20 protein-coding genes and 2 tRNA genes are annotated in these 23,561 nt (G+C 63.7%); 7 read left to right on the top strand and 15 right to left on the bottom strand.

Annotated elements, in window-relative coordinates:
* Position 1: 1 nt before the first annotated feature.
* The 4 genes from E1B25_RS15760 to E1B25_RS15745 all read right to left on the bottom strand — a co-directional run bounded on the left by E1B25_RS15760 (position 2) and on the right by E1B25_RS15745 (position 6,050).
* Positions 2–1,615 (bottom strand): cytochrome ubiquinol oxidase subunit I, encoded by a 1,614-nt coding sequence (locus E1B25_RS15760; protein ID WP_132830480.1) that lies wholly within the window; start codon positions 1,613–1,615, stop codon positions 2–4.
* Between the two features lie 132 nt (positions 1,616–1,747).
* Positions 1,748–3,424: an amino acid ABC transporter ATP-binding/permease protein gene (locus E1B25_RS15755; RefSeq protein ID WP_132830479.1), complete on the bottom strand. Its 1,677-nt coding sequence runs from the start codon at positions 3,422–3,424 to the stop codon at positions 1,748–1,750.
* On the bottom strand, positions 3,421–5,073 hold the full coding sequence (locus tag E1B25_RS15750) for an ABC transporter ATP-binding protein/permease (RefSeq protein ID WP_132830478.1): 1,653 nt from the start codon (positions 5,071–5,073) through the stop codon (positions 3,421–3,423). The genes E1B25_RS15755 and E1B25_RS15750 overlap by 4 nt, the downstream gene beginning before the upstream one ends.
* A gap of 326 nt (positions 5,074–5,399) precedes the next feature.
* The gene (locus tag E1B25_RS15745; protein ID WP_132830477.1) at positions 5,400–6,050 is read right to left on the bottom strand and encodes a TetR/AcrR family transcriptional regulator; all 651 of its coding nucleotides are present in this window, start codon (positions 6,048–6,050) and stop codon (positions 5,400–5,402) included.
* Between the two features lie 142 nt (positions 6,051–6,192).
* Between E1B25_RS15745 and E1B25_RS15740 the strand changes: the two genes are divergently transcribed.
* On the top strand, positions 6,193–7,356 hold the full coding sequence (locus E1B25_RS15740; protein ID WP_132830476.1) for an efflux RND transporter periplasmic adaptor subunit: 1,164 nt from the start codon (positions 6,193–6,195) through the stop codon (positions 7,354–7,356).
* A gap of 26 nt (positions 7,357–7,382) precedes the next feature.
* A complete protein-coding gene (locus E1B25_RS15735; protein WP_132830475.1) occupies positions 7,383–10,481 on the top strand; it encodes an efflux RND transporter permease subunit in 3,099 nt (1,032 codons plus the stop codon).
* A gap of 333 nt (positions 10,482–10,814) precedes the next feature.
* Here E1B25_RS15735 and E1B25_RS15730 read toward each other — a convergent pair.
* Positions 10,815–10,890, bottom strand: a tRNA-Lys gene (locus tag E1B25_RS15730).
* A 218-nt stretch (positions 10,891–11,108) separates the two neighbouring features.
* Here E1B25_RS15730 and dapF point away from each other — a divergent pair.
* Together dapF and mtaB are read left to right on the top strand one after the other, a co-directional pair.
* Positions 11,109–11,957, top strand: coding sequence for a diaminopimelate epimerase (gene dapF / locus E1B25_RS15725; protein ID WP_132830474.1), 849 nt, complete (start codon positions 11,109–11,111; stop codon positions 11,955–11,957).
* A complete protein-coding gene (gene mtaB / locus E1B25_RS15720) occupies positions 11,954–13,216 on the top strand; it encodes a tRNA (N(6)-L-threonylcarbamoyladenosine(37)-C(2))-methylthiotransferase MtaB (protein ID WP_132830473.1) in 1,263 nt (420 codons plus the stop codon). Before dapF ends, mtaB begins: the two co-directional genes overlap by 4 nt.
* A 3-nt stretch (positions 13,217–13,219) precedes the next feature.
* Here the strand turns inward: mtaB and msrA are convergent, their stop codons facing one another.
* The 9 genes from msrA to E1B25_RS15670 all read right to left on the bottom strand — a co-directional run bounded on the left by msrA (position 13,220) and on the right by E1B25_RS15670 (position 19,278).
* Positions 13,220–13,735, bottom strand: coding sequence for a peptide-methionine (S)-S-oxide reductase MsrA (msrA, locus tag E1B25_RS15715; protein ID WP_132830472.1), 516 nt, complete (start codon positions 13,733–13,735; stop codon positions 13,220–13,222).
* Between the two features lie 3 nt (positions 13,736–13,738).
* The gene (msrB, locus tag E1B25_RS15710) at positions 13,739–14,182 is read right to left on the bottom strand and encodes a peptide-methionine (R)-S-oxide reductase MsrB (protein WP_132830471.1); all 444 of its coding nucleotides are present in this window, start codon (positions 14,180–14,182) and stop codon (positions 13,739–13,741) included.
* Positions 14,183–14,260: 78 nt separating this feature from the next.
* The gene (locus E1B25_RS15705; protein WP_132830470.1) at positions 14,261–15,139 is read right to left on the bottom strand and encodes a DMT family transporter; all 879 of its coding nucleotides are present in this window, start codon (positions 15,137–15,139) and stop codon (positions 14,261–14,263) included.
* Positions 15,140–15,237: 98 nt separating this feature from the next.
* Positions 15,238–15,858 (bottom strand): class I SAM-dependent methyltransferase, encoded by a 621-nt coding sequence (locus tag E1B25_RS15700; protein WP_132830469.1) that lies wholly within the window; start codon positions 15,856–15,858, stop codon positions 15,238–15,240.
* 4 nt (positions 15,859–15,862) lie between these two features.
* A complete protein-coding gene (pssA, locus tag E1B25_RS15695) occupies positions 15,863–16,615 on the bottom strand; it encodes a CDP-diacylglycerol--serine O-phosphatidyltransferase (RefSeq protein ID WP_132830468.1) in 753 nt (250 codons plus the stop codon).
* A gap of 11 nt (positions 16,616–16,626) precedes the next feature.
* Positions 16,627–17,301, bottom strand: a complete 675-nt coding sequence (locus E1B25_RS15690) for a phosphatidylserine decarboxylase (protein ID WP_132830467.1) — start codon at positions 17,299–17,301, stop codon at positions 16,627–16,629.
* 233 nt (positions 17,302–17,534) lie between these two features.
* Positions 17,535–18,422, bottom strand: a complete 888-nt coding sequence (locus E1B25_RS15685; protein ID WP_132830466.1) for a cation diffusion facilitator family transporter — start codon at positions 18,420–18,422, stop codon at positions 17,535–17,537.
* Positions 18,423–18,577: 155 nt separating this feature from the next.
* On the bottom strand, positions 18,578–18,865 hold the full coding sequence (locus tag E1B25_RS15680; RefSeq protein ID WP_132830465.1) for an HU family DNA-binding protein: 288 nt from the start codon (positions 18,863–18,865) through the stop codon (positions 18,578–18,580).
* A 327-nt stretch (positions 18,866–19,192) separates the two neighbouring features.
* Positions 19,193–19,278, bottom strand: a tRNA-Leu gene (locus tag E1B25_RS15670).
* A gap of 211 nt (positions 19,279–19,489) precedes the next feature.
* On the opposite strand from E1B25_RS15670, the gene E1B25_RS15665 reads away from it, so the two are divergent.
* A complete protein-coding gene (locus E1B25_RS15665; protein ID WP_132830463.1) occupies positions 19,490–20,473 on the top strand; it encodes a complex I NDUFA9 subunit family protein in 984 nt (327 codons plus the stop codon).
* 43 nt (positions 20,474–20,516) lie between these two features.
* Here E1B25_RS15665 and E1B25_RS15660 read toward each other — a convergent pair whose 3' ends face one another.
* Positions 20,517–21,320 carry an undecaprenyl-diphosphate phosphatase gene (locus E1B25_RS15660; RefSeq protein WP_132830462.1) on the bottom strand — a complete coding sequence of 268 codons (804 nt, stop codon included), beginning with the start codon at positions 21,318–21,320 and terminating at the stop codon, positions 20,517–20,519.
* Between the two features lie 228 nt (positions 21,321–21,548).
* On the opposite strand from E1B25_RS15660, the gene E1B25_RS15655 reads away from it, so the two are divergent.
* Positions 21,549–22,988 carry an NAD(P)-dependent oxidoreductase gene (locus tag E1B25_RS15655; RefSeq protein ID WP_132830461.1) on the top strand — a complete coding sequence of 480 codons (1,440 nt, stop codon included), beginning with the start codon at positions 21,549–21,551 and terminating at the stop codon, positions 22,986–22,988.
* A gap of 131 nt (positions 22,989–23,119) precedes the next feature.
* The gene (locus E1B25_RS15650) at positions 23,120–23,560 is read left to right on the top strand and encodes a GFA family protein (protein WP_245510735.1); all 441 of its coding nucleotides are present in this window, start codon (positions 23,120–23,122) and stop codon (positions 23,558–23,560) included.
* Position 23,561 lies beyond the last annotated feature (1 nt).

The raw sequence follows: 23,561 nt of genomic DNA, 5'->3' as shown, positions 1-23,561 counted from the left end.
TTTACTCCGCTGGCTCGGGCGCAAACGGGCCCTTGTCGTCATTGGCGCGCAACCGGTCTTCATGACGCGCCATCCAGGTTTCTGTTTCCTCGACATCCTCGTAAGGCCCTTTGCGGATATATTTCAGCATCAGCCCCATCTCGATGATGAAGAGAACGGTGTAGAGGGTGACAAAGCCCGCAAGCGTGATCAGAAGATCGGCAACGCTCAGGTGGCTTACCGAAAGCGCGGTGGGCAACACCCCGTCAACCGTCCAGGGTTGGCGACCAAATTCTGCCACGAACCAGCCCAGTTCTGCTGCGAGCCAAGGCGTCGGGATGATGATCACACCCAGCCACAGCGCCCAACGCGGGAACCGCATGCCACGGAAGCTGGCCATGAAGGCAAAATAGGCCATCACCGCGATGAAGCTGAAGCCAAGCCCGACCATCAGGCGGAACGCCCAGAACAAGGAGGCCACACCGGGGATGGTATCGGCGGCAGCGGTCTTGATCTGCTCTTCCGTCGCGGTGCGCGGGTCATCCACATAGCGTTTCAGCAGCAGGGCAAACCCCAGATCCTCGGAATGGGCCTCGAAGGTCGCGCGCACCTCATCGGGTGTGCTTGCGCGTTCGGTCCGGATCGTCATCAGCGCATCATAGGCGATAAGACCGTTGCGGATCTTTTCCTCGGCCTGATCGACCAGATCGTTGATGCCGGGGATCTGCTGGGTCAGCGACCGTGTCCCGATCAGCCCCATCACCCATGGAATTTCCAGCGCGTAATGGGTCTCGCGCGCTTCCTTGTCGGGGAAGCCGACCAAGGTAAAGGACGCAGGCGCATCATGGGTTTCCCACATGCCCTCGATCGCGGCGAGTTTCATTTTCTGGGTGTGACTGGCCGAATAGCCGGATTCATCCCCCAGCACCACGACCGACAGCGCGGACGCCAAGCCAAAGGTTGCGGCAACCGCGATCGACCTGCGGGCCAGTTCGACATGGCGCCCCTTCAGCAGGTACCAAGCCGAAACCCCCAGAACAAAGACTGCCGCCGTCACGTAACCGGCGGATACCGTGTGTACGAATTTGGCCTGCGCCACCTCGTTGAACATCACCTCAAAGAACGAGGTCATCTCCATCCGCATACTGTCGGGATTGAACTGCGAGCCGACCGGGTTTTGCATCCAGCCATTCGCGATCAGGATCCACAGCGCCGAAAAGTTCGACCCGATCGCGACCATCCAGGTCACGACCATATGCGCCCGCTTGCTCAGCTTGTCCCAGCCGAAGAAGAACAGCCCGACAAAGGTCGCTTCGAGGAAGAAGGCCATCAGCCCTTCGATCGCCAGCGGCGCGCCGAAGATGTCACCGACATAGTGGCTGTAGTAGGACCAGTTCATGCCGAACTGGAATTCCATCGTGATGCCCGTGGCAACGCCGAGCACAAAGTTGATCCCGAACAACGTGCCCCAGAATTTCGTCATCTGGCGCCACACCGGGCGGTTGGTCATCACATAGACCGTCTCCATGATCGCGACGAGCACCGACAGGCCCAACGTCAACGGCACAAAGAGGAAGTGATACATGGCTGTCATCGCGAATTGGAGGCGTGACAGCTCGACGACATCAATCTCCATGATGCGCATCTCCTCGGTTTGGGTTCGCAGGTATTGGCGACTCAATCATGTCGCCAATACCTGCTTGAAAAATACATCATTCCGATCTTGCTACACCCGACGGGCCTCACAGATACTTGATCTGCGTCAAGGCTACTGTTGATTCTGAACGAAATCCTTAAGATCCAGATGCATATCGGCTATGTCTTTCTCGGCCTCGCGGTGAGTCGCCGCGACGATCGCGGCCGTCGGCAGATAGGCCCGGATGCCAGCGACCACACGTCGCGCGGTTTCGGCGTCCAGCCCCTCGGTCGGTTCGTCCAGCAACAGGATGTCCGGTCGGCGCAACAGTGCCCGTGCCAACGCCAGCCGACGCGATTCGCCCCCCGAAAGCCCGGCGCCGCCCTCGTCCAGACGGGCCTCCAGCCCGCCGCGCTCTGCGATCACGCCATCCAGCGCCACGGCGCGCAGCACCTCCTGGGCCTCATCCTCGGTCAGACCTGGCCTGGCGATCTCCAGATTTTCCAGGATGGTGCCGCCCAACAACGCCGTGCGCTGCGGCAACAGGGTCAGATGTTGGCGCAGCGCGGGTTCGGGCCATTCCCCCAGCGGCACGCCAAGCAGGCGCGCCGATCCGGCGCGCAGCGGCGCAATCCCGGCCAAGGCATCCAAAAGCGTGCTTTTTCCGGTGCCGCTGGCGCCGCTGATGGCCAGCATCTGGCCCGGTGCGACGGCAAAACTTACCCCGCTGAGCAGCGCCACATCCCGCCCCGGACGGGTCAGCGACAGATCGCAAACCTCCAGCCCGGCGGCCCGGTCCGACTGCGGTGCCGGGCCCACGGCGGGCAACGGTCGCGCCCCCGCCGGCGGCGGTGCCAGAACCCGTTCGGCAGCATCGCGCATGCGCCCGATCTCGGCCAGACCCCGGCGCAGCGGCAGGATGGTTTCGGCCAGCGCCAGCGCGACGAAAACCCCGATTGCTGCCTGCGCCGGGTCGATTCGCCCGGCCGCGATCAACCCACCCGACAGGCCCAGCACCAGCGCAGTGACCAGCGCCACCACCGCCGACAGCACCAGCCCGGCACCGGTGTCGATCCGGTCCAGTCGGTCTTGCGCGGCGCGGGTGCGGGAATCCTCGGCCTCGATCCGGGCGCGCCACGTGGGCAACAGCCCCTGCAGGATCGCCTCGCGCTGGCCGCGAAACAGGTCGATGGCGCGGCGCCGCAACGCCTGCATCGCCGCCTCGGCCTCGGTCGAGGGGGCAAAGGTGCGCAACGCCACCCGCAGCAGAATCAGCGACCCGCCCAGCAGATAGCCCAGCGCAATCGCCACCGCGACCGCGGGCGTCACCAACCAGAACAGCATCGCGAAAGCCACCACATGGGTGACCAGCGCCGCCGCCACCGGCAGCGCCAGACGCAGCGCAACACCGTCCAGCGCATCCACATCTGCCGTAATCCGCGTCAGCGCGGCACCACCGCGCAGCTGCCGCAGCGCCTCGATCGGCCAGATCTCCAGCCGCCGCATCAGGGTGATCCGCAAGGCCGCCAGCGCCCGCAGGGTGGCGTCATGGGTCAACACCCGCTCGCCATAGCGCGCGCCCGCCCGGCCCAGCGCCAGAAACCGTACCCCCGCCGAGGGGCGGAACACGTCAAAGGCGATGCCGATCCCGGCGACGCCCGCCAGCCCCGTCGCAGTGATGAACCACCCCGACAGCCCCAACAGCGCCGCGCCCATGATCAGGACCACCACGCTCAACGCCGCGCCGCGCCACATCGCGTGCGGATCCGCCGCCCAGAGCAGCCGAAAGATCTGCCAAATCGCCCTCATGCCGCGCCCTCCAGCTCGATCACCCGGCCCATCGCCGCCGCCAGTCGCATGTCATGGGTGGCCACGATCACCGTGCGCCCCGCCTCCGCCAGCGCGACCAGTGCCGCGATAATTTCGCCCGCCGTCCCGGTATCGAGATCGGCGGTCGGCTCGTCCGCCAAGATAACATCGGCCCCGGTCAGAAACGCCCGCGCCAACAACAGCCGCCGCGCCTCGCCGCCCGACACGCCAGCGCCGGTTTCGCCCAGCCGTGTGTCCAGCCCCTCGGGCAGCGCCGCAACGATCGAGCCCGCCCGCGCCTTGTCCAGCGCCGCCGCCAGATCCGCGCCCTGGCCGTGCGGGTCGAGAAAGTCGCGCAGGGTCACATCGGGCACATGCACCGACTGCGGCACAAAGGCGAGCCGCGCGCGCCAACCATCGGCGCTGTCATCGTCCAGCGGTCGCCCCGCCACCGTGATCTGCCCCGCCTCCGGGCGCAGCAGCCCGGCAGCAAGATCCAGCAGCGTCGATTTCCCGGTCCCGCTCGGCCCGCGCAGCGCCACACTCTCGCCGGCAGCGACCGACAGGTCGGGCATTGCCCGCACCAGCCCACCGCGCCGCACGCGCACCCCGGTCATCTCCAGCGTTGCCGGCCCGCCCAGCCGATCGACCCGGGCGCCTGCGCCCAGAACCTGCGCCGCGACGCGCGACGCGCGCGCCTCCAACTCCTCGGCCACGGCCTCGGCGGCGGCCTTGTCATGCCAAGCGGCTGCCAGATCGCGCAGCGGCTGAAAGAATTCCGGCGCCAGCAGCAGGATAAACACCCCCTCGCCCAAAGTGAGCGGCGCGCCATAGGTGCCAAAGGTGATCTCGCCCAACAGCGAAAAGCCGACATAGACCGCCACCATCGCCACCCCGATGGCGGAAAACAGCTCCAGCAAGGTCGAGGACAGGAATGCCACCCGCAGCACCACCATGGTGCGCCGCCGCACCCCTTCGGCGAGGGCGGCGAAATCGGCGCGCGATTTCTCGGTAGCGTCCAGAATGCGAATATCGGGCAACGCCGCGATCCGGTCGATCAACAAGGTGTTCATATCGCCGATCTCGACCATCTGGCGGGCGCTGGCCTCTTTCGCCGCCATGCCCACCAGCGCCATGAACACCGGGATCAGCGGGCCCGCCAGCAGCAGCACCAGCGCCGCCGCCCAGGACAGGGATGCGGTGAGCGCCAGATACAGCAGCGGCAGCACCATCACCCGCGCCATCGCCGGACGATAGCGCGACACATAGGGCATCAGCAGCGCCAGCTTTTCCGACAAAAGCGCCGCCAGATCGGCCGAGGATACCGCCCGGTCAGAGCGCAGGCTCTCGCGGTCAAGCAGCACCTTGCGCTCGGCCGCGACAACCAGATCCGCCGCCGCAAAAGCGCGCCGCCCGGCGACCCGGTCCGCCGTCGCGCGCAGCAGGCCCAACAGGGCGAACCCCGCCGCAGCCGCCCATCCCGCCGCGCCAATTCCGCCTGCGGCCCAGCCCTGAATGACCCAAGCGATCAGCGCCGCCTGCACCGGCCAAAGCACCCCCGAAAACGCGCTCCAAATCGAGGCCGCGCGCAACAGCTGGCGCGGCCGCTCGGTAATCAGACGGCTGGAAGGAGTTTTTTTTGCGGACACGGGCTTGCTCGATCGCTGGACTGGCGCAGGCTATCTGGACTGGCCCAGATGAGGGCGCAGATTTGGATGCGGGTTATATGGTCTATTTAATATGTGTATTATTTTCCGCCACCCCGTTTCCAGCCCCGATCCTGCGACATCCTGTATCGGGCTCAGTCATCCTGTTGTTCAGCCATAACCTTTTTCGCCGCCCGAAAATGCTCCAGCGCCTGCGGCACACAGCCTGCGGCACACAGCCTGCGGCACACAGCCTGCGGCCAAGATGTCCCCATCCGCCCACAAGGCGCAAGCGCCCGGCAAGGAAATTCACCGCCGCAGCCCCCGGTTTACCCGCGCGGCGCAGTTCCATGCAGAAAGATCGAAATCGCCATATCCAGCCGCGCGGCCATCGTTGCCTCATCGGGCAAACGCCCGGGATCGAGCAGCGTTTCGATCGGCCAGGGACGCAACATGTCAAACAACAGCGCCGCAGCAGCCTCCACATCGTCGATCTCGACCTCGCCGCGGGCACAGCCCCGTTGCAGCTCATCGGCCAGAATACGGCGATAGGCGTCGGTGGTGCGCTCCAGCATCTCGCAGGCGACAGCGGGAGCGGCGGGCCGTTCTGCAACTAAGCCACGCAGGATCTCCAACGGCAGACCGAACCCGCACGCGCCAAACTCAGAAGGCAGCGTCAGGTGCAGCCGTTCCACAAGGGGGCGGTCGCACATCCCCTCCGGGACCGGCCGGATGAAGCCACCGCCATATTGCTCCAGATAGGCCTGCAACAATGCGGCGCGGCTGGGAAATATCCCATAGATCGTGCGCTTGGACATGCCCGCGCGGCTGGCCAGCGCATCCATGCTGGCCCCGTCCAGCCCGTTTTCGCTGTAGACGGCCTCAAGCGCCTCGAATATGCGTTTCTGCCGCTCTTCCGGCAGCAACACAATCGGACGACCGCGCCGGGGGGCAGCTACGCATTTTTCAGCATTCGTCATGTCCGCTCCAGTGTTCACGCCGGCGTGATACGATCCGCGCAAAGACCGCTTGTCATCCGACCACTTGACTGATTATAGAAACGCCACAGTTTCCTAAGCCATTCATGCGACCATGCCAATCCTCTTTCCTGAAAGCCCCGTCATGACCGTGTTCTTGCGCCTGACCCTGACCCGTCTTTTCGCCGCTCTTTTCGCCGCTCCCCTCGCAGTCGGCCTGCTGACTGCGTCCGCCACCGCCCAGCAGCAAGGCCGCCCGCCCGCTGCCGTGACCGTCGTCACGGTCGCGCCGCAGACCATCACGCTGACCTCGGCGCTGCCGGGCCGCGTCGCCGCCTCGTCAGAGGCCGATGTGCGCCCGCAGGTCAACGGCATCATCACCGAACGCCTGTTCCCGGAAGGGGCCGAGGTAAGCGCCGGTGATCCGCTGTTCCGGATTGACCCGGCCAGCTATGAGGCCATCGTGCAGCAATCGCGCGCCGGCGTGACCCAGGCCGAGACCCAGTTGCGCACCGCACAACGTGAAGCCGACCGGATCAACGAGCTGCATCAGCGCAAGGTGGCAAGCGATCAGGCGCTCGACGACGCGACAGCCGCGCGCGACTCCGCCGCAGCGGCTGTGGAGGTCGCCCGCGCCGGGCTGAACTCGGCCGAAATCGAGCTGTCGCATACGGTCATCCGCGCCCGTCTCTCGGGGCAGATCGGCCTGTCGCAGTCCAGCCCGGGCGCGCTGGTCACCGCCAGTCAGGCCCAGCCGCTGGCCGTGATCCGCGATATCGACCCGGTGCATGTGGACGTGACCCAATCCGCCGCTGACCTGCTGCGCTGGCGTCGCGGCGAGACCGAGGCCCAGTTGGGCGATGCTGACCGCACCGTGCGGCTGACACTGGCCGACGGGTCCGAATACCGCGAAACCGGCAAGCTGACGGCGGCCGAACCCAAGGTCAATCCGCTGACCGGTGTGGTCACCCTGCGGATGGAATTCGCCAACCCCGACCGGCTGTTGCTGCCGGGGATGTATGTGCAGGTCGACATGCCGGTCGAAGCCGCCGAGGGTATTTTTCTTGTACCGCAGGAAGGGGTGCTGCGCGACCGTCGTGGTCGTCCCATCGCCTGGGTGGTGGGCGCCGACAACGTGATCGAGGAACGCCCGCTTTCGATTCTGCAGGATCAAGGCAACCATTGGGTCGTCAACAGCGGGTTGAAAGACGGGGACCGGGTTGTGGTCGCCGGCTTCCAGAAGGCAGCGCCGGGCGCCACCGTCACGCCGCAAGAGCGCGCCGCCGTTGCTGCGGACGACTCGAACTGAACGACAGTTAATAAGGACCGCCACGCATGGCCCGTTTTTTCATCGACCGCCCGGTCTTTGCCTGGGTGATTTCCATCCTCATCATGGGGGTGGGGATCTTGGCGATCACCAGCCTTCCTGTCGCCCAGTACCCACAGATCGCACCGCCTTCGGTCACGATCCGGGCAAGCTATCCGGGCGCCTCGGCGGAAACCGTGTCCAACACCGTCACCCAGGTGGTCGAACAGCAGATGACCGGGCTCGACGGGCTGCGGTATTTCTCGTCCAATTCCAACTCATCGGGCAGCGCCCAGATCTCTCTGACCTTCGAGACCGGGACGGACATCGACATCGCGCAGGTGCAGGTCCAGAACAAACTGTCGCGGGCCACGCCGCTGCTGCCCGAAACCGTACAACGGCAGGGCATAACCGTACAGAAATCCTCGGCCGGGTTCCTGATGGTGGTCAGCCTGATCTCGCCCGATGGCACCTATGAACAGGTGGACCTGTCCGACTATCTGGTCACCAACCTTGTGGACGAGCTGAGCCGGATCGAAGGCGTCGGGGATGTGCGGGTCTTTGGTGGCCAATACGCCATGCGGATCTGGCTGGACCCGTCAAAACTCGCCGCGTTCGAGCTGACGCCCTCGGATGTGGTCGCCGCCGTCTCGGCGCAGAACGCACAGATTTCGGCCGGTTCCTTTGGCGCACGTCCAACCGTGTCGGGGCAACAGCTGAATGCCACGATCACCGCGCAGTCGCTGCTGAGCACGCCCGAGGATTTCCGCCAGATCGTTCTGCGCGCGGAAACCGATGGCGGGTTGGTGTTGTTGGGCGATGTGGCACGGGTCGAGATCGGGGCCGAGGATTATTCCGCCATTGCGCGGTTCAACGGCGCGCCCTCTGCCGGTATGGCGATCAGTCTGGCCTCGGGCGCCAACGCGCTGGATACCGCCAAGGCGGTCAAGGCGCGGGTGGCAGAATTCGCCAACTTCTTCCCCGAGGGGATCGACTATGTGATCCCCTATGACACCACGCCGTTTGTCGAGATCTCGATCGAAGAGGTGATCAAGACCCTGTTCGAGGCGATCGTGCTGGTGTTTCTGGTGATGCTGCTGTTCCTGCAAAACCTGCGCGCCACGCTGATCCCCACGCTGGCGGTGCCGGTCGTGCTTTTGGGCACCTTCGGGATTCTGGCGGCGGCCGGGTTCACTATCAACACGCTGACCATGCTGGCGATGGTGCTGGCCATCGGCCTGTTGGTGGATGACGCCATCGTGGTGGTCGAGAACGTCGAGCGGATCATGCGCGACGAGGGGCTTTCCCCGCGCGAGGCAACGCATAAGTCCATGGGCCAGATCTCTGGCGCGCTGATCGGCATCGCCATGGTGCTCTCGGCGGTGTTCGTGCCCATGGCGTTCTTTCCCGGCTCGACCGGGGTGATCTATCAGCAATTCGCGATCACCATCGCCTCGGCCATGGCGCTGTCGGTGGTGGTGGCGCTGACGCTGACCCCGGCGCTTTGCGCCTCGCTGCTGCGCAGTTCGGATCACGGCGCCCGCCGCGGCCCCTTTCGCTGGTTCAACACCGGCTTTGACGGGGTCACGCGTGGCTATGCCGGCACGGTACGCTGGAGCCTGCGGCGCCCCTTGCGCTCGGGGATCGTGTACCTGATCCTGGCCGGGGTGATGGTCGGGCTGTTCATGCGCACGCCTACCGGGTTCCTGCCAGACGAAGATCAGGGCATTCTGTTCACCATCGTCCAGGCCCCCACCGGGGCCACCGCCGAGCGCACCCGCGAAGTGATGAAACAGGTCGAAGACTATTACCTGACGCAGGAGACCGACGTGGTAAAATCCATGTTCGGCGTGGTCGGGTTCTCGTTCGCGGGGCAGGGTCAAAACATGGGGCTGGGCTTTATCCAGTTGAAAAGCTGGGATGAGCGCCCGTTGCCAAACCAAGGCGTTCAGGCGCTGGCCGGTCGGGCCTTTGGCGCCTTCAGCCAGATTCAGGATGCCATGGTGTTTCCCATCGTGCCGCCTTCGGTAATCGAATTGGGCAACGTGTCAGGCTTTGATTTCTATCTGCAGGCCCGCAGCGGCCAGTCGCACGAGGACCATACGGCGGCGCGCAACCAGCTGTTGGGGATGGCGGCGCAAAGCCCGCTGATCGCCTCGGTCCGGCCCAGCGGGTTGTCGGATGCGGCGCAGTTCAATCTGGATATCGATTGGCGCAAGGCCGGGGCGATGGGCCTGACCCCCACCGCCGTCGGCGAATTGCTGCGGGTGGCTTGGGCCGGATCTTACGTCAACGATTTTCTTGATCAGGGTCGAATCAAGCGGGTCTATATTCAGGGCGAGGCAGATGCCCGCGCAACGCCGAGCGATATCGAGAAATGGCGTGTCCGCAATGCCACCGGCGGCTTGGTGCCCTTTTCCAACTTTGCCGAGGGCAACTGGGAATATGGGCCGCAGGGGCTGTATCGCTATAACGGCGTTCCAGCGCTGCAGATTCAGGGCTCTCCCGCGCCCGGGGTCTCGACCGGCGAAGCGATGGCCGAGATGGAGCGGTTGGCCGCCCAACTTGGCGGGGGCTATGATCTGGCCTGGACCGGTCTGTCGCTGGAAGAGCGGCAATCGGGCAGTCAGGCGCCGCTGCTGTATGCGTTGTCACTGGCCGCCGTGTTCCTGTCGCTCGCCGCGCTGTACGAAAGCTGGTCGATTCCCTTTGCCGTCATGCTGGCGATGCCGATCGGCGTTCTGGGCGCGCTGACCGGGGCCTGGTTGGGCGGATTCGAAAACGGGGTGTTCTTTCAGGTCGGCCTGCTGACCGTGATCGGTCTGACCGGCAAGAACGCGATCCTGATCGTGGAGTTCGCCCGCGACCGCCACGCCCAGGGTGAAACTGTGTTCGACGCGGTGATCGAAGCGGCACGCCAGCGCTTCCGCCCGATCGTCATGACCTCGATGGCGTTTTCGCTCGGGGTGCTGCCGCTGGTGCTGAGCACCGGGGCGGGGTCCGGAGGGCGCAATGCCATCGGCTCTGGCGTGTTGGGCGGGACGATCTCGGCCACGGTGCTGGGCGTGCTGTTTGTGCCGCTGTTCTTCGTCATCGTCACCCGCCTGTTCCGCCGCAAGGCCAAATAAGCGGGCCGGGGGGCGCGTAGGCCGCCCCCCGAGCCCTCGCAGGCCCCCAGAACGCCCCCCCTCCGCCCTGCCCGGCATAAAGGGCTTACAGCCCGCCATGCGCAGCCCCCAGGACATTCCAGATACGCGCGCCACGCGCCGACGCGGCATGTCCTGCGCTGGCCAAGGGCTGACGACCACGGCGCACGTCGTCGCTTTGATAAACATTTCGGGGGGGGCTGTAAGTGGACGGGCGAAACCTGCCGCCATCGGCGCTAATCGGGACTGCGCCCAGCGCATGTCCATTTGCACCGCAGGACGAAAATCTGTCTCACATGCCCAAAAAGGGAAGAGTGGTGAGCCGTGCTGGATTCGAACCAGCGGCCAACTGATTAAAAGTCAGTTGCTCTACCAACTGAGCTAACGGCCCACTCTTCGGCTTCGGGATCTGCCCGTTGCCGTGTTGCTCTCTAAGCCAATTGACCCGGAAGGATCAACGCCTAAATTGCCCCCCGACGCAGGAAATTTTCATCCCCGGCATCAGGTTGGGGGCTAACTAGAAAAGCCACGCCGGGCGGTCAAGCCCGAATCGTGCAGTTTATGCCTATCGGTTCGGATTCTCTGGATTCCCCGCCCCGGCATCGCTATATGCGCGCCATGCAGACACGCACAGATACCGGATTGCCCTTCATGAAGATGCACGGGCTGGGCAATGACTTCGTCATTGTCGATGCGCGCGCGCAGGATGTCGCGTTGGGCGTCCCCTTGATCAGGACCATCGCGCACCGGCAATTCGGTGTGGGATTCGATCAACTCGCGGTGATCAGGCCCGGGGCCGGGGGGGCCGACGCGCATCTGATCTTTTACAATGCCGACGGATCGACATCGGCGGCCTGTGGCAACGCCACCCGCTGCATCGCCCGCCATCTGATGCAGCACAGCGGCAAAGCTGCGCTGACCCTCACCACGGAACGCGGCACGCTTTACGCGCGCGACGCCGGCGATGGGCTGACATCGGTCAACATGGGGCAACCCCAGCTGGACTGGGCTGAGATCCCGCTGGCCCGGGCGATGGACACGCTGGAGCTTCCGATCGAGGGCACCCCGACGGCCACCGGCATGGGCAACCCGCATTGCACCTTTTTCGTGGAGGATGCCGAGGCGGTCGATCTGGAGGCGCGCGGCGCCGAGATCGAACATCACCCGCTGTTTCCGCAGCGCACCAATGTGCAGTTTGCCAGCCTGATCGGCCCCGACCGGCTGCGCATGCGGGTGTGGGAGCGCGGTGTGGGCGTGACGCTGGCCTCTGGCTCCTCCTCCTGCGCCACGGCGGTGGCGGCGGCGCGGCGCGGCTTGACCGGGCGCAAGGTGGCCATCACGCTCGATGGCGGCACGCTACAGGTCGATTGGCGCGACGATGGGGTCTGGATGACCGGAGCGACCATGCATGTGTTCAGCGGCGCGCTGACGCCCGCCTTTCTGGACGCGGTAAAATGAGCGCACCCAAGTTCACCACGCTGGGCTGTCGGCTCAACACCTATGAGACCGAGGCGATGAAAGAACTGGCCGCCGAAGCCGGCCTTTCTGACGCGGTGGTGGTCAACACCTGCGCCGTCACCGCCGAGGCCGTGCGCAAGGCGCGCCAAGAGATTCGCAAGCTGCGCCGCGAAAACCCCGGCGCCCGCATCATCGTCACCGGCTGCGCCGCCCAGACCGAGCCGGAAACCTTTGCCGCCATGGCCGAGGTCGACCGGGTGATCGGCAATACCGAAAAGATGCAGCCCCAGACATGGGCGCGCATGGCCCCCGATTTTATCGGCGAGTCCGAGCGCGTGACGGTCGACGACATCATGAGCGTGACCGAGACCGCCGGCCATTTGATCGACGGATTCGGCACCCGTTCGCGCGCCTATGTTCAGGTGCAGAACGGCTGCGACCACCGCTGCACCTTCTGCATCATCCCCTATGGCCGGGGCAATTCCCGTTCCGTCGCTGCCGGTGTGGTGGTGGACCAGATCAAGCGGCTGGTGGACAAGGGCTATAACGAGGTGGTGCTGACGGGCGTTGACCTGACCTCGTGGGGGGCTGACCTGCCGGGAGAGCCGCACCTTGGCGATCTGGTGATGCGCATCCTGAAACTGGTGCCCGATCTGGCGCGCCTGCGCATCTCTTCGATCGATTCGATCGAGGCGGACGAGAACCTGATGCAGGCGATCGCAACCGAGTCCCGGCTGATGCCGCATCTGCACCTGTCGCTGCAGCATGGGGATGATCTGATCCTGAAGCGGATGAAGCGGCGGCACCTGCGCGATGACGCCATCCGGTTCTGCGACGAGGCACGACGGCTACGCCCCGGCATCACCTTTGGCGCCGATATCATCGCCGGCTTTCCGACCGAGACCGAGGCGCATTTCGAGAACTCGCTCAAGCTGGTGACCGACTGCGACCTGACCTGGCTGCATGTCTTTCCCTATTCCAAGCGGGAGGGCACGCCGGCGGCCAAGATCCCCAATCAGGTGAACGGTGCCGTTGCCAAGGCGCGGGCCGCGCGGCTGCGCGCGGCGGGCGACGCGCAGGTGGCGCGCCACCTTGCGGCGCAGGTCGGGACACGGCACAACGTGCTGATGGAAAATCCGCACATGGGCCGGACCGAGCATTTCACCGAGGTGGATTTCGCCGCGCCCCAGCCCGAGGGGCAGATCGTCACCGCCCGCATCATCGGCCACACGGACACCCGCCTGACCGCCGAGGTTTAGACCCTATTCCGCCGCCTGTCCGCGTTTCGGCAACACCCAGTCAGGGCGCACGAAATGGCAGGTATAGCCGCCGGGGTGTTTCACCAGATAATCCTGATGCTCGACCTCGGCCTCCCAGAAATCACCCACCGGCTCGACTTCGGTCACCACCTTGCCGGGCCAGAGGTCGGAAGCCTCGACATCAGCGATGGTATCGAGCGCCGTCTCTTTCTGCGCTGCATCAACATAATAGATCGCCGAGCGATAGCTGAGTCCCAGATCATTGCCTTGCCGGTTGATCGAGGTCGGATCGTGGATCTGAAAGAAGAATTCCAGAATATCGCGATACGAGATCACCGCCGGGTCGAACAGGATCTCGATCCCCTCGGCATGGGTGCCGTGGTTGCGATAGGTGGCGTTGGGCACATCCCCGCCAGTATAGCCGACGCGGGTGCCCAGAATGCCGGGCTTTTTGCGGATCAGATCCTGCATGCCCCAGAAACAGCCGCCCGCCAGTACGGCGCGTTCGGTCTTGCTCATTGCTCAGCCCTCCACTTGGTCCAGATAGTCGCCATAGCCCTCGGCCTCCATCTCGTCGCGATGAATGAACCGGAGCGAGGCGGAATTGATGCAGTAGCGCAAGCCGCCGCGGTCGCGCGGCCCATCGGGGAACACATGACCCAGATGGCTGTCACCGTGTTTTGATCGCACCTCGGTGCGGATCATGCCGAGCGAGCTGTCCTGCAATTCGCTCACATAGGCCGGTGTGATCGGTTTGGTGAAACTGGGCCAGCCGCAGCCTGACTCGAACTTGTCGGCCGAGGCGAACAGCGGCTCTCCCGACACGATATCGACATAGATCCCCGGCTCTGTGTTGTTCAAAAGCGCGCCGGTGCCGGGCCGTTCGGTGCCGCTTTCCTGCGTGACATAATATTCCTCGGGCGACAGCGCCGCGATGGCGTCGGGGGTTCTGCCGTATTGGGTCATCTGTGATCTCCTGCGCGTGCTTGAGGCATTAGATGGGCCGATCCCGCCAAATGCAAAGGGGAATCAGCGGCGCATCGGTCAGGGTTTTACCGGAACCGGCTGGCGCGCAAGCTGCACCGCAAGAATGCCGACGGTGACGATCAACACCCCGACCACGTCGAGCGATCCCAGCTTCTCGCCCAGAAACACGGCAGCGACAGCCACCCCGAACACCGGGTTGAGAAAGTGGAAGGTCGCCGCGCGGGTGGCCCCGATCCGGTGCAACAGCACCACCCAGACATAGGTTGCCGCCAACCCAGGAACCAGCGTGGTATAGGCGAACGCCGCCGCCAGCCGCCAGCTTGGCGTGACATGAAGGGTCTCGGTCAGGGGTGCCGCGACGAACAGGATCGCCGAGCCCACCAGCATCTGCAGCCCGACGATCATCATGAAATTGCCGCCCTTGGTGGCCCCGCGCACCGCCATCGTGGCAAAGGCCAGCGCCAGCGCCCCAATGGCGCACAGAAGAACGCCGTACAGATCGACCCCCGCGCTGATCCGGGTGCCCATGATCAACCCGACACCGGCAAAACCTGCCGCCAGCCCCAGCACACCGAGGGGTCGCAGCTTTTCCCCCAGCAACAGCCAGCTCGCCAGCGCGACCAGCAACGGCATGGACGAGGCGATGATTGCCGCCAGCCCGGCCTCGACCGTCTGCATGGCGATGAAGTTGAGCCCGAGATAAAGCGCGTTCTGACAGAGGCCGAACAGGATCGTGGCGTACCATTGGCTGCGGCTCAACCGCCAGCTCTGGCCCATGAAACGGGCGATAATCACCCCCAACAGACCCGAAACGAGGAACCGCAGCGCCAGCGAGAACAGCGGCGAGGCATCGGCCACGATAATCCGCGCCGAGGTAAAGGCAGAGGACCACATGAAGGCAAACGCCAGCCCCATAGCAATTGCACGAATATCCATGAAGCCTCCGGCTGCGTCATATGTCCGCAAAAGGGCTAGACGCTAGGTCAAGGGAAGACAAGTGGACGCAGGCGACAGCGCAGGCCCTGCGCCCGCCGTCAGCCGCCGGTCTTGCGCAGCAGCAGGAAGGTCATCATCCCCAGCGGCGGCAGGCTGGTGCGTTCTTCCACTGTCAAAGACGGTTCCCCCAGAACCCTCTCGATGGCGAAATCGGAATGCCAGCCCAACACGTTGGCAAAGGGTGCCGAGACCCGCTCGAGCGCCGCGAGCGGCCCGCTGGTGCGCTTGAAATGGTTGGTGATCACCACCCGCCCCCCGGGTTTGCACACACGGGCAATCTCGGACATCACGCGCTCGGGCTCGGGTACCACGGAGAGCACATGCATCGCCGTCACCGTGTCGAAACTGTTATCGGGGAAATCCAGCGCGCGCGCATCCATCTGGCGCAGTTCGACCACCTGACGCAGCCCGACCTCCTGCACCTTGGTGCGGGCCTTTGCCAGCATTTCTTCGCTGAAATCGATCCCGGTCACCTTCATGTCGGGCCGATAATGCCCCAGCGACAACCCGGTTCCGACCCCGACCTCCAGCACATGACCAGAGCCAGAATTGATATAGCCGACCGCCCGACGCCGACCGTCATTGGTGATCGCCCCGAACGTCTTGTCATAGATCGGCGCCCAACGCGCATAGGAGGTCTGAATGGTTTTGATATCCAAGGGATCACTCTTCTTTGTGGGTCTGGTGGGGCTTCACGATCAGGGCCCAAATGATCGTTCCCACATAGGCGAGGCACAGCACCACCAATGTGATCCAGGCATAGGTCACGACACCGGCAGCGACAAAAGCAAAGCTGACAAGAAAGAATTTGACGTTCTCACGCGAGATCTTGGTTGTTTTGAAAGACCAGGTGGGAATGCGGCTGATCAGCAAAAGGCCGATCGCCACGATATAAAGACACAGCACAACATCCGGCAGCTTGGGCGCGGCGGGAAAGGCAAACGAGAAAATGATCGGAAGCAGCACCAGCAGCGCCCCGGCCGGCGAGGGGATGCCGACGAAATAGGCGGTCTCGCTTTCCTTGTCCTCGGACTTGGCCGAGACGTTGAAACGCGCCAGCCGCATCACGCAGCACACCGCAAAGACCAGCACCGCCAGCCACGCGGCGTTGCGCATGTCCTGCATGGCCCAGAAATAGATCACCAGCGGCGGGGCAACGCCGAAATTGAGAAAATCGGCCAGCGAATCCAGCTCGGCCCCGGTCTTGCTGTCGCTGCGCAAAAGCCGTGCGACCCGCCCGTCCAGCCCATCCAAAATCCCGGCGACCAAAATCAGCCGCACCGCCAGGGAATATTCCCCATGCACACCGAAACGGATTGCCGAAAGCCCGGCGCAGATCGCCGCGATGGTCATCATGTTCGGCAGGAGCTGGATCAGCCCGAATTCCGACCGAATCTTCTCAGGTGCCTCTGTCATGGTGCCCGTTTCTATGCTCGCTCAGGGAGAAGCAGATCGGCCAGCACGGTTTCGCCGGCGACCATGGTTTGCCCGATCTCAACCATCGGCTCCACCCCCTCGGGCAGATAGACATCAAGCCGCGAGCCAAAGCGGATCAGGCCGAACCGTTCACCGGTCTGCATCTTGGCGCCGATCTCGGTGAAACAAACGATGCGGCGGGCCACCAGACCGGCGATCTGCACCACGGCAAGGCTGCGGCCGTCTGCCATGCGGATCGCCAGACTGTTGCGTTCGTTGTCGACGCTGGCCTTGTCCAGCGAGGCATTGAAAAACTTGCCCGGACGATAGGCGATGGCGGTGATCTCGCCCGCGATCGGCGTGCGGTTCACGTGGCAGTTGAACACGCTCATGAACACGCTGACGCGGGTCAGCGGTTGATCCGGCATCCCCAGTTCGGCGGGCGGCACCGCCGGTTCGATCAGCGACACGATGCCATCGGCGGGGCTGACGACCAGCCCCTCGCGCGGCGGTGTCACCCGTTCGGGATCACGAAAGAAGTAATAGCACCACACAGTCAGGCCGACGCCGATCCAACCCAGAACCTCTGAGATCAGGAACAGAACAACGGTGACGGCGGCAAAAATCGCGACGAACTTGATCCCCTCGCGATGCATCGGTTTGATGAAAGTGCCTAGCATCTGCATGTTGGGGTCCCTCGGGGCAAATTGTGCCACACTCATAGGGCGATAGCGCCCGCTTGCAAAGGGTTTGTGTGCAGCTGCGGCAAGCCGGCGTTGGATTGCCACCCGTTGCCGCCCCGGTTTGTGCCCCCATCACCGGCCCCCTCTTGGCGGAACAGGGCCGCAGGAGTGCGCCTAAACCGATCCCTAAGTTGGAAGCGGGGCCAAATTGCCGCGAAACAGAGCCTAACGAAGCTTTAACGCACCGTGATTCCGGTGCGCTTGGCCTTGTCCTCGGGCTCTACATGGATGGTGATGACGCTGCCGGGTAGTACCTTTTCCAGCGCCGCCTCAACCCGGTCACAGACTTCATGCGCCTGATTCACGCTCACCTCGCCCGGCACCACCAGATGAAACTCGACAAAAGAGGCGCTCCCGGCGGACCGGGTGCGCAGGTCATGCGCCTGATAGGCGCCGGTGGCCTCTTGCGCGATTACGGTGCGCACCTCTTGCAGCGTTTCCTCAGGCAGGGATTCATCCATCAGCCCGCCCACCGATTGGCGCATCACAACCCAACCGGCCCAGAGGATGTTCAGCGCCACCAGTACTGCCATCAGCGGATCCAGCCACGCCACCCCGGTCGCCACCGCGACCAGCACGCCAAAGACGACCCCCACCGACGAGACCACATCGGTGCGCAGATGCCTGCCATCGGCCAGCAGCGCCGGCGACCGCAGGCTGCGGCCCTGGGTAATCAACACCCAGCACCAGATCCCGTTCAGCACACTGGCCACGCCATTGACCAGAAGCCCGGCCAATGGTGCGGTGATCTGGCGCGGCTGAAAAAAGGCGCCCCAAGCCTCGTGCAGGATGACGAGCGCGGCCACCACGATCATCACCCCCTCAAGCACGGCGCTGAACAGCTCGGCCTTGTGATGGCCATAGGGGTGGTTCGCATCCGCGGGCCGACGGGCATACAGCACCGCCGCCAACGCCGCAGCGGCGGTGGCCACATTGACGATGCTTTCCAGCGCATCCGACAACAGCGCGACCGAGCCGGTCATGCGCCAAGCCAGCAGCTTGATCGCCAGGACGACGATTCCGACCAGCAGACTTCCGATTGCGATTTTGGTGATGCGGCTCACGGGCGGGTTCCTTCTGGGCGCCCGCGCGATGTATGAGAGACGCCCGGTCAACGCAACCGGCCCCTCTGTCAATCACGCCCGAAAACCGGCCCCACAAACGAAACAGGGCCACCCGATCCGGTGGCCCTGTTCAATAGAATTCGCGTTCAGGCCAATCAGGCGTTCACGCTGTCCTTCAGGGCCTTCGCGATGGTCATCTTGACCACCTTGTCGGCCTCTTTCTGGAACTGTTCGCCAGTGGCGGGGTTGCGCACCATGCGCTCGGGGCGTTCACGGCAATAGATTTTGCCAACGCCCGGCAGAGTCACGGCGCCGCCGCCCGATACTTCGCGCGTGATCAGCGCAGTGATCGCGTCCAGCGCAGTGCCTGCAGCTTTCTTGTCGGCGCCCATTTCCTCGGCCAAAGCGGCGACAAGCTGAGTCTTGGTCATCGGTTTTGACATTTTTCTGTCTCCTTCGTCCGCCCGATCTTGGGCCTCATTGCGTAATGTTAGCGTTATATGGTGGTCAAACACAACGCATAGTGGCGCGGGTCAACCCCAATTGCGGCGATTTATGCGTGTTTTCACCCTTGCAGGGAAGGGGTTTCGTCGAAGGAACCCAATTTCCGGCTGTGCAAACGCCCCAACGACAGGGTTCGCAACCGCTCCATCGCCCGAATTCGACGCTCAAGCGGCGCGAAATCTGCATGTGGCAGTTTGTGGGGAGGAATTGGGGGCAAAAACAAAAAACCCTTGAAAACCGAAGCTTTCACGGGTTTTTTGGTTTTATGGTGCCCAGGAGAGGACTCGAACCTCCACGTCCATACAGACACTAGCACCTGAAGCTAGCGCGTCTACCATTCCGCCACCTGGGCAGGTGTCGTGAGGCCGTTCTCTAAGTATGTTCGGGGGGGGTGTCAAACGGATTTTCCGCGCCGCTTCGAACTTTTTTCATTTTCTCGCGACAGGGGTTCGGACACCCCCAGCCAAGAGCGGCGGCGGGCGGCGGCTGCGGTGTTTTTCCACCTTGTTCCGCTGGGCATGGGGCGGTAGATCGGGAATGAACAAAGAAGCAGGAGCGATGCCATGTCGAAACTGGTCACCATCTACGGCGGATCGGGCTTTGTCGGCCGCTATATCGTACGCCGCATGGCAAAAGCCGGCTGGCGTATCCGTGTTGCCGTGCGTCGCCCGAACGAGGCGATGTTCGTAAAGACCTATGGCGCGGTCGGACAGATCGAGCCGCTGCTGTGCAATATCCGCGACGACGAGTCGGTTGCCGCGATGATGCAAGGGGCCGATGCGGTCGTGAACTGCGTTGGTCTTCTGGCCGAAGCGGGCAGGAATAGCTTTGCCGCCATCCAAGAGGCCGGAGCCGAGCGGATTGCCCGGATCGCCGCCGAACAGGGTGTTGCGCAGATGGTGCATATCTCGGCCATCGGAGCGGATGCCAAGTCCAACAGCGCCTATGCCCGGACCAAAGCCGCGGGCGAGGCGGCGGTTTTGCGCCACATGCCCGACGCGGTGATCCTGCGCCCCTCGGTTATCTTCGGGGCAGAGGATCAGTTCTTTAACCGGTTCGGGGCAATGACCCGGATGGGGCCGTTCCTGCCGATCGCGGCGGCCGCGACCAAGTTCCAGCCGGTCTATGTGGATGATGTGGCCCATGCCGCTGAACTGGCGCTGCTGGGTCAAGCCACGCCCGGTGTTTATGAGCTGGGCGGGCCGCGCGTGGCCAGCTTCCGCGAGCTGATGGCCACCCTGCTGGAGGTAATCCAGCGTCGTCGGATCGTCCTTGGCCTGCCGTTCTGGATCGCCGGGATCATGGCCGGGGTGCTGGATCTGGTCCAGTTCGTTAGCTTTGGCTTGCTGAAAAACAAGGTTCTGACCCGCGATCAGCTGCACAACCTTGCGCATGACAATGTCGTAAACGACGGCGCGCGGGGATTTGACGCGCTGGGGATCATCCCCACCACGATGGAATCGGTGCTGCCGGAATACTTGTGGAAGTTCCGCCCTGCAGGTCAATATGCGGACCTGATGCGCTCTGGCCGCAAGCTGCGCCCATAACAGGTTGCCCTACAACACGCTGCACCCGTAACCGGGTGCGGCCTTACGAATAGGCGATGACCAGCAGACCGACGCCCAGGATCACCCGATAGACCACATAGGGCGTGAAGCTGACGCTGCGCAACAACCGCATCATCAGGGTAAGCGCCAGCAGCGCCGAGAAAAAGGCGAACAACGCGGCCAGCGCCCCGTCGCGGATCACAGCCCCATTCGCTTCGATCGCGACCTCGGCTCCCAGCAGCACACCAGAGGCGAGGATGGTGGGGATCGACATCAGCATCGACAGCCGCGCCGCCTCGTTTCGCGCATACCCCATGTAGCGGGCGCTGGTGATGGTGATGCCCGAACGCGAGGTGCCGGGAATCAGCGCCACCGCCTGCCAAAGCCCCATGATCAGCGCATCACGCGGGCTCCAGTCCGCCGCGCTTTTTGTGCTGGCGCCACGCTGATCCGCCCAGAATAGCACCAGCCCGAAGATAAGCATGGTCCAGCCGATCACGGTGATCGAGCGCATCGCCTCATCAATGTGGGTGAAATGCAGCACGACACCAACCAGCACCACCGGAAGGGTGGCGATGATCAACCCCAGCGCCAACCGCGCGCCGGGACTGTCGGCCCGACCCCGCAAAAGCTGGGGCAATCCGCCAAGACCCAGCTTCACGTCGCGCCAGAAATAGGTGACCACCGCCCCGAGGGTGCCCATATGCACGGCCACATCGATCACCTGACCTTGGTCCTGCAATCCGGTCAGTTGGGGGAAAAGAATCAGGTGACCCGATGAGGAAATCGGCAGGAATTCGGTAATTCCCTGAATCACGGCGACGAGAAACAGCTGTAGGATGGGCATGGTGCGATGTGTCCGGACGGGAGGGGGTGTGGTCACAACATGTATAAGTGTTTGTGGCGGAATGAAAAGTTCCCATTTGGGTCCGGATTGATACCTAAAAATAGGTAAAACTTTCGCCTGACGCCGCGGTGCGGCAATAAAAAGTAAAACTAGGTCAGCACCTATGACTTTTAATCCTCTTTGACTTCTCATAAACAAGCGCAGCCAAGCAATCATGGAGTCTGACCCGTGGCCAAACAACCGATGCTGAAATTCGTCCAGATCGGACGGGACATGCCAGTCAAGCGCGTTGCGGATCAACGCCGCACCGATTTCCATGAAATCTATGCCGAGTTCGCGGACGAAAAGGCCAAGGAACAGGCCAGCCGGTGCAGCCAATGCGGTGTGCCCTATTGTCAGTCGCATTGTCCGTTGCACAACAACATCCCCGACTGGCTGCGTCTGACCGCGACCGGGCGACTGAAAGAAGCCTATGAGCTGAGCCAGGCGACCAATACCTTTCCCGAGGTCTGCGGCCGCATCTGCCCGCAGGATCGCCTGTGCGAAGGCAACTGCGTGATCGAACAATCGGGCCACGGCACCGTGACGATCGGCGCGGTGGAAAAATACATCACCGATACAGCCTGGGACGAGGGCTGGGTGCAGCCGATCGACCCGGCGCAGGAGCGGACCGAAAGCGTTGGCATCATCGGGGCCGGCCCCGGCGGGTTGGCGGCGGCGGACATGCTGCGCCGCGCCGGTATTCAGGTGACGGTCTATGACCGCTCTGACCGTGCTGGCGGGTTGATGATGTACGGTATCCCCGGCTTCAAGTTGGAGAAAGACATCGTGATGCGCCGCAACGACCTGCTGGCAGCGGGCGGCGTCAACTTTGTGCTGAATTGCGCCGTCGGCGTGGATATCTCGTTCGAGGCGATCCGTGCAAAGCATGACGCGGTGATCATCGCCACCGGGGTCTACAAGTCGCGCGATCTGGAAATGCCGGGCAGTGGCGCCAAGGGGGTCGTGCGCGCGCTTGATTTCCTGACCGCATCCAACCGCAAAAGCTTTGGCGATGCGGTGGAAGACTATGACAACGGGGCGCTGTCCGCTGAGGGCAAGCGCGTGGTGGTGATCGGCGGCGGTGACACCGCGATGGACTGTGTCCGCACCTCGATCCGCGAAGGCGCGACATCGGTCAAATGCCTGTACCGCCGCGACCGTGCAAACATGCCCGGCTCGCAGCGCGAGGTGCAGAACGCCGAGGAAGAGGGCGTTGTGTTCGAATGGTTGCGCGCGCCCAAGGGCTTTGCCGACAAGGATGGCGCAGTGTCTGGCGTGATGGTGCAAAAGATGCGTCTGGGCGCGCCAGACGTGACCGGACGGCAATCCCCCGAAGTGATCGAGGGCGCCGATTATGTCGAAGACGCCGATCTGGTGATCAAGGCGCTGGGGTTCGAGCCCGAGGATCTGCCCAAGCTCTGGGATACGGAGGCGTTGGAGGTGACCCGTTGGGGCACCGTCAAGGCCGAGTTCACCAGTGGCGCCACGGCGCTGGACGGGGTCTATGCGGTCGGTGACATCGTGCGCGGCGCCAGCCTGGTGGTCTGGGCGATCCGCGACGGACGCGATTGTGCGCAGGCTATTCTGGAGCGGTTCAGCCTCCCGGAGGCGGTTGCCGCACAATAGCGACAGCCCGCGAAAACCGGGGTTCGGAGAACGCACCCCGGGGCAACGCTCAAACTCCGCTGCATCGCAGCATTTCTGCTGCAGTGCAGCAAAACAGTCAGGTGACGTGACCTAAGCTGGAGAAGCCAAGGATGACGGATCGAAACGGGAAATGCATGTGCGGCGCGGTGCGATTCACCGCCCACGACCCGAGTCGGGAGTTCGGCGCATGCCATTGCAAGATGTGCCAACGCTGGGCTGGCTCGGCGCTGTTGGCGGTGAGCGTGAACGAAAACGATATCGACTGGCAGGGCAGCGAGCACATCCGGCGCATCCAGTCGTCGGACTGGGCCGAGCGGGCTTGGTGTGACCGCTGCGGCTCGGGCCTGTGGTATAGGGTGACCGCAGAGGGCCCGTACAAGGGAAATTACGAAATACCGATCGGCCTGTTCGACAACGCCGACGGCCTGCGCATGACGCGCGAGATCTTCATTGACCGCAAACCCGACGCGTTCGCGTTTGCCGGCGAACATGAGGTGATGACCGAAGCGCAGGTTATGGCGCAGTTCGGGCCAGCGCCAGAAGGAGCCTGAG

Source organism: Antarcticimicrobium sediminis, assembly GCF_004348975.1.
Classification (GTDB): domain Bacteria; phylum Pseudomonadota; class Alphaproteobacteria; order Rhodobacterales; family Rhodobacteraceae; genus Antarcticimicrobium; species Antarcticimicrobium sediminis.
The sequence above is the reverse complement of the archived record's forward strand: the minus strand, read 5'-3'. Positions and strand labels throughout refer to the sequence as shown.

What these genes read in the sequence shown, in the direction of transcription:
- E1B25_RS15760 (WP_132830480.1), bottom strand. Translation starts at nt 1,615, where the DNA reads ATGGAGATTGATGTCGTCGAGCTGTCACGCCTCCAATTCGCGATGACA.
- E1B25_RS15755 (WP_132830479.1), bottom strand. Translation starts at nt 3,424, where the DNA reads ATGAGGGCGATTTGGCAGATCTTTCGGCTGCTCTGGGCGGCGGATCCG.
- E1B25_RS15745 (WP_132830477.1), bottom strand. Translation starts at nt 6,050, where the DNA reads ATGACGAATGCTGAAAAATGCGTAGCTGCCCCCCGGCGCGGTCGTCCG.
- E1B25_RS15740 (WP_132830476.1), top strand. Translation starts at nt 6,193, where the DNA reads ATGACCGTGTTCTTGCGCCTGACCCTGACCCGTCTTTTCGCCGCTCTT.
- E1B25_RS15735 (WP_132830475.1), top strand. Translation starts at nt 7,383, where the DNA reads ATGGCCCGTTTTTTCATCGACCGCCCGGTCTTTGCCTGGGTGATTTCC.
- dapF (WP_132830474.1), top strand. Translation starts at nt 11,109, where the DNA reads ATGCGCGCCATGCAGACACGCACAGATACCGGATTGCCCTTCATGAAG.
- mtaB (WP_132830473.1), top strand. Translation starts at nt 11,954, where the DNA reads ATGAGCGCACCCAAGTTCACCACGCTGGGCTGTCGGCTCAACACCTAT.
- msrA (WP_132830472.1), bottom strand. Translation starts at nt 13,735, where the DNA reads ATGAGCAAGACCGAACGCGCCGTACTGGCGGGCGGCTGTTTCTGGGGC.
- msrB (WP_132830471.1), bottom strand. Translation starts at nt 14,182, where the DNA reads ATGACCCAATACGGCAGAACCCCCGACGCCATCGCGGCGCTGTCGCCC.
- E1B25_RS15705 (WP_132830470.1), bottom strand. Translation starts at nt 15,139, where the DNA reads ATGGATATTCGTGCAATTGCTATGGGGCTGGCGTTTGCCTTCATGTGG.
- pssA (WP_132830468.1), bottom strand. Translation starts at nt 16,615, where the DNA reads ATGACAGAGGCACCTGAGAAGATTCGGTCGGAATTCGGGCTGATCCAG.
- E1B25_RS15690 (WP_132830467.1), bottom strand. Translation starts at nt 17,301, where the DNA reads ATGCAGATGCTAGGCACTTTCATCAAACCGATGCATCGCGAGGGGATC.
- E1B25_RS15680 (WP_132830465.1), bottom strand. Translation starts at nt 18,865, where the DNA reads ATGTCAAAACCGATGACCAAGACTCAGCTTGTCGCCGCTTTGGCCGAG.
- E1B25_RS15665 (WP_132830463.1), top strand. Translation starts at nt 19,490, where the DNA reads ATGTCGAAACTGGTCACCATCTACGGCGGATCGGGCTTTGTCGGCCGC.
- E1B25_RS15660 (WP_132830462.1), bottom strand. Translation starts at nt 21,320, where the DNA reads ATGCCCATCCTACAGCTGTTTCTCGTCGCCGTGATTCAGGGAATTACC.
- E1B25_RS15650 (WP_245510735.1), top strand. Translation starts at nt 23,120, where the DNA reads ATGACGGATCGAAACGGGAAATGCATGTGCGGCGCGGTGCGATTCACC.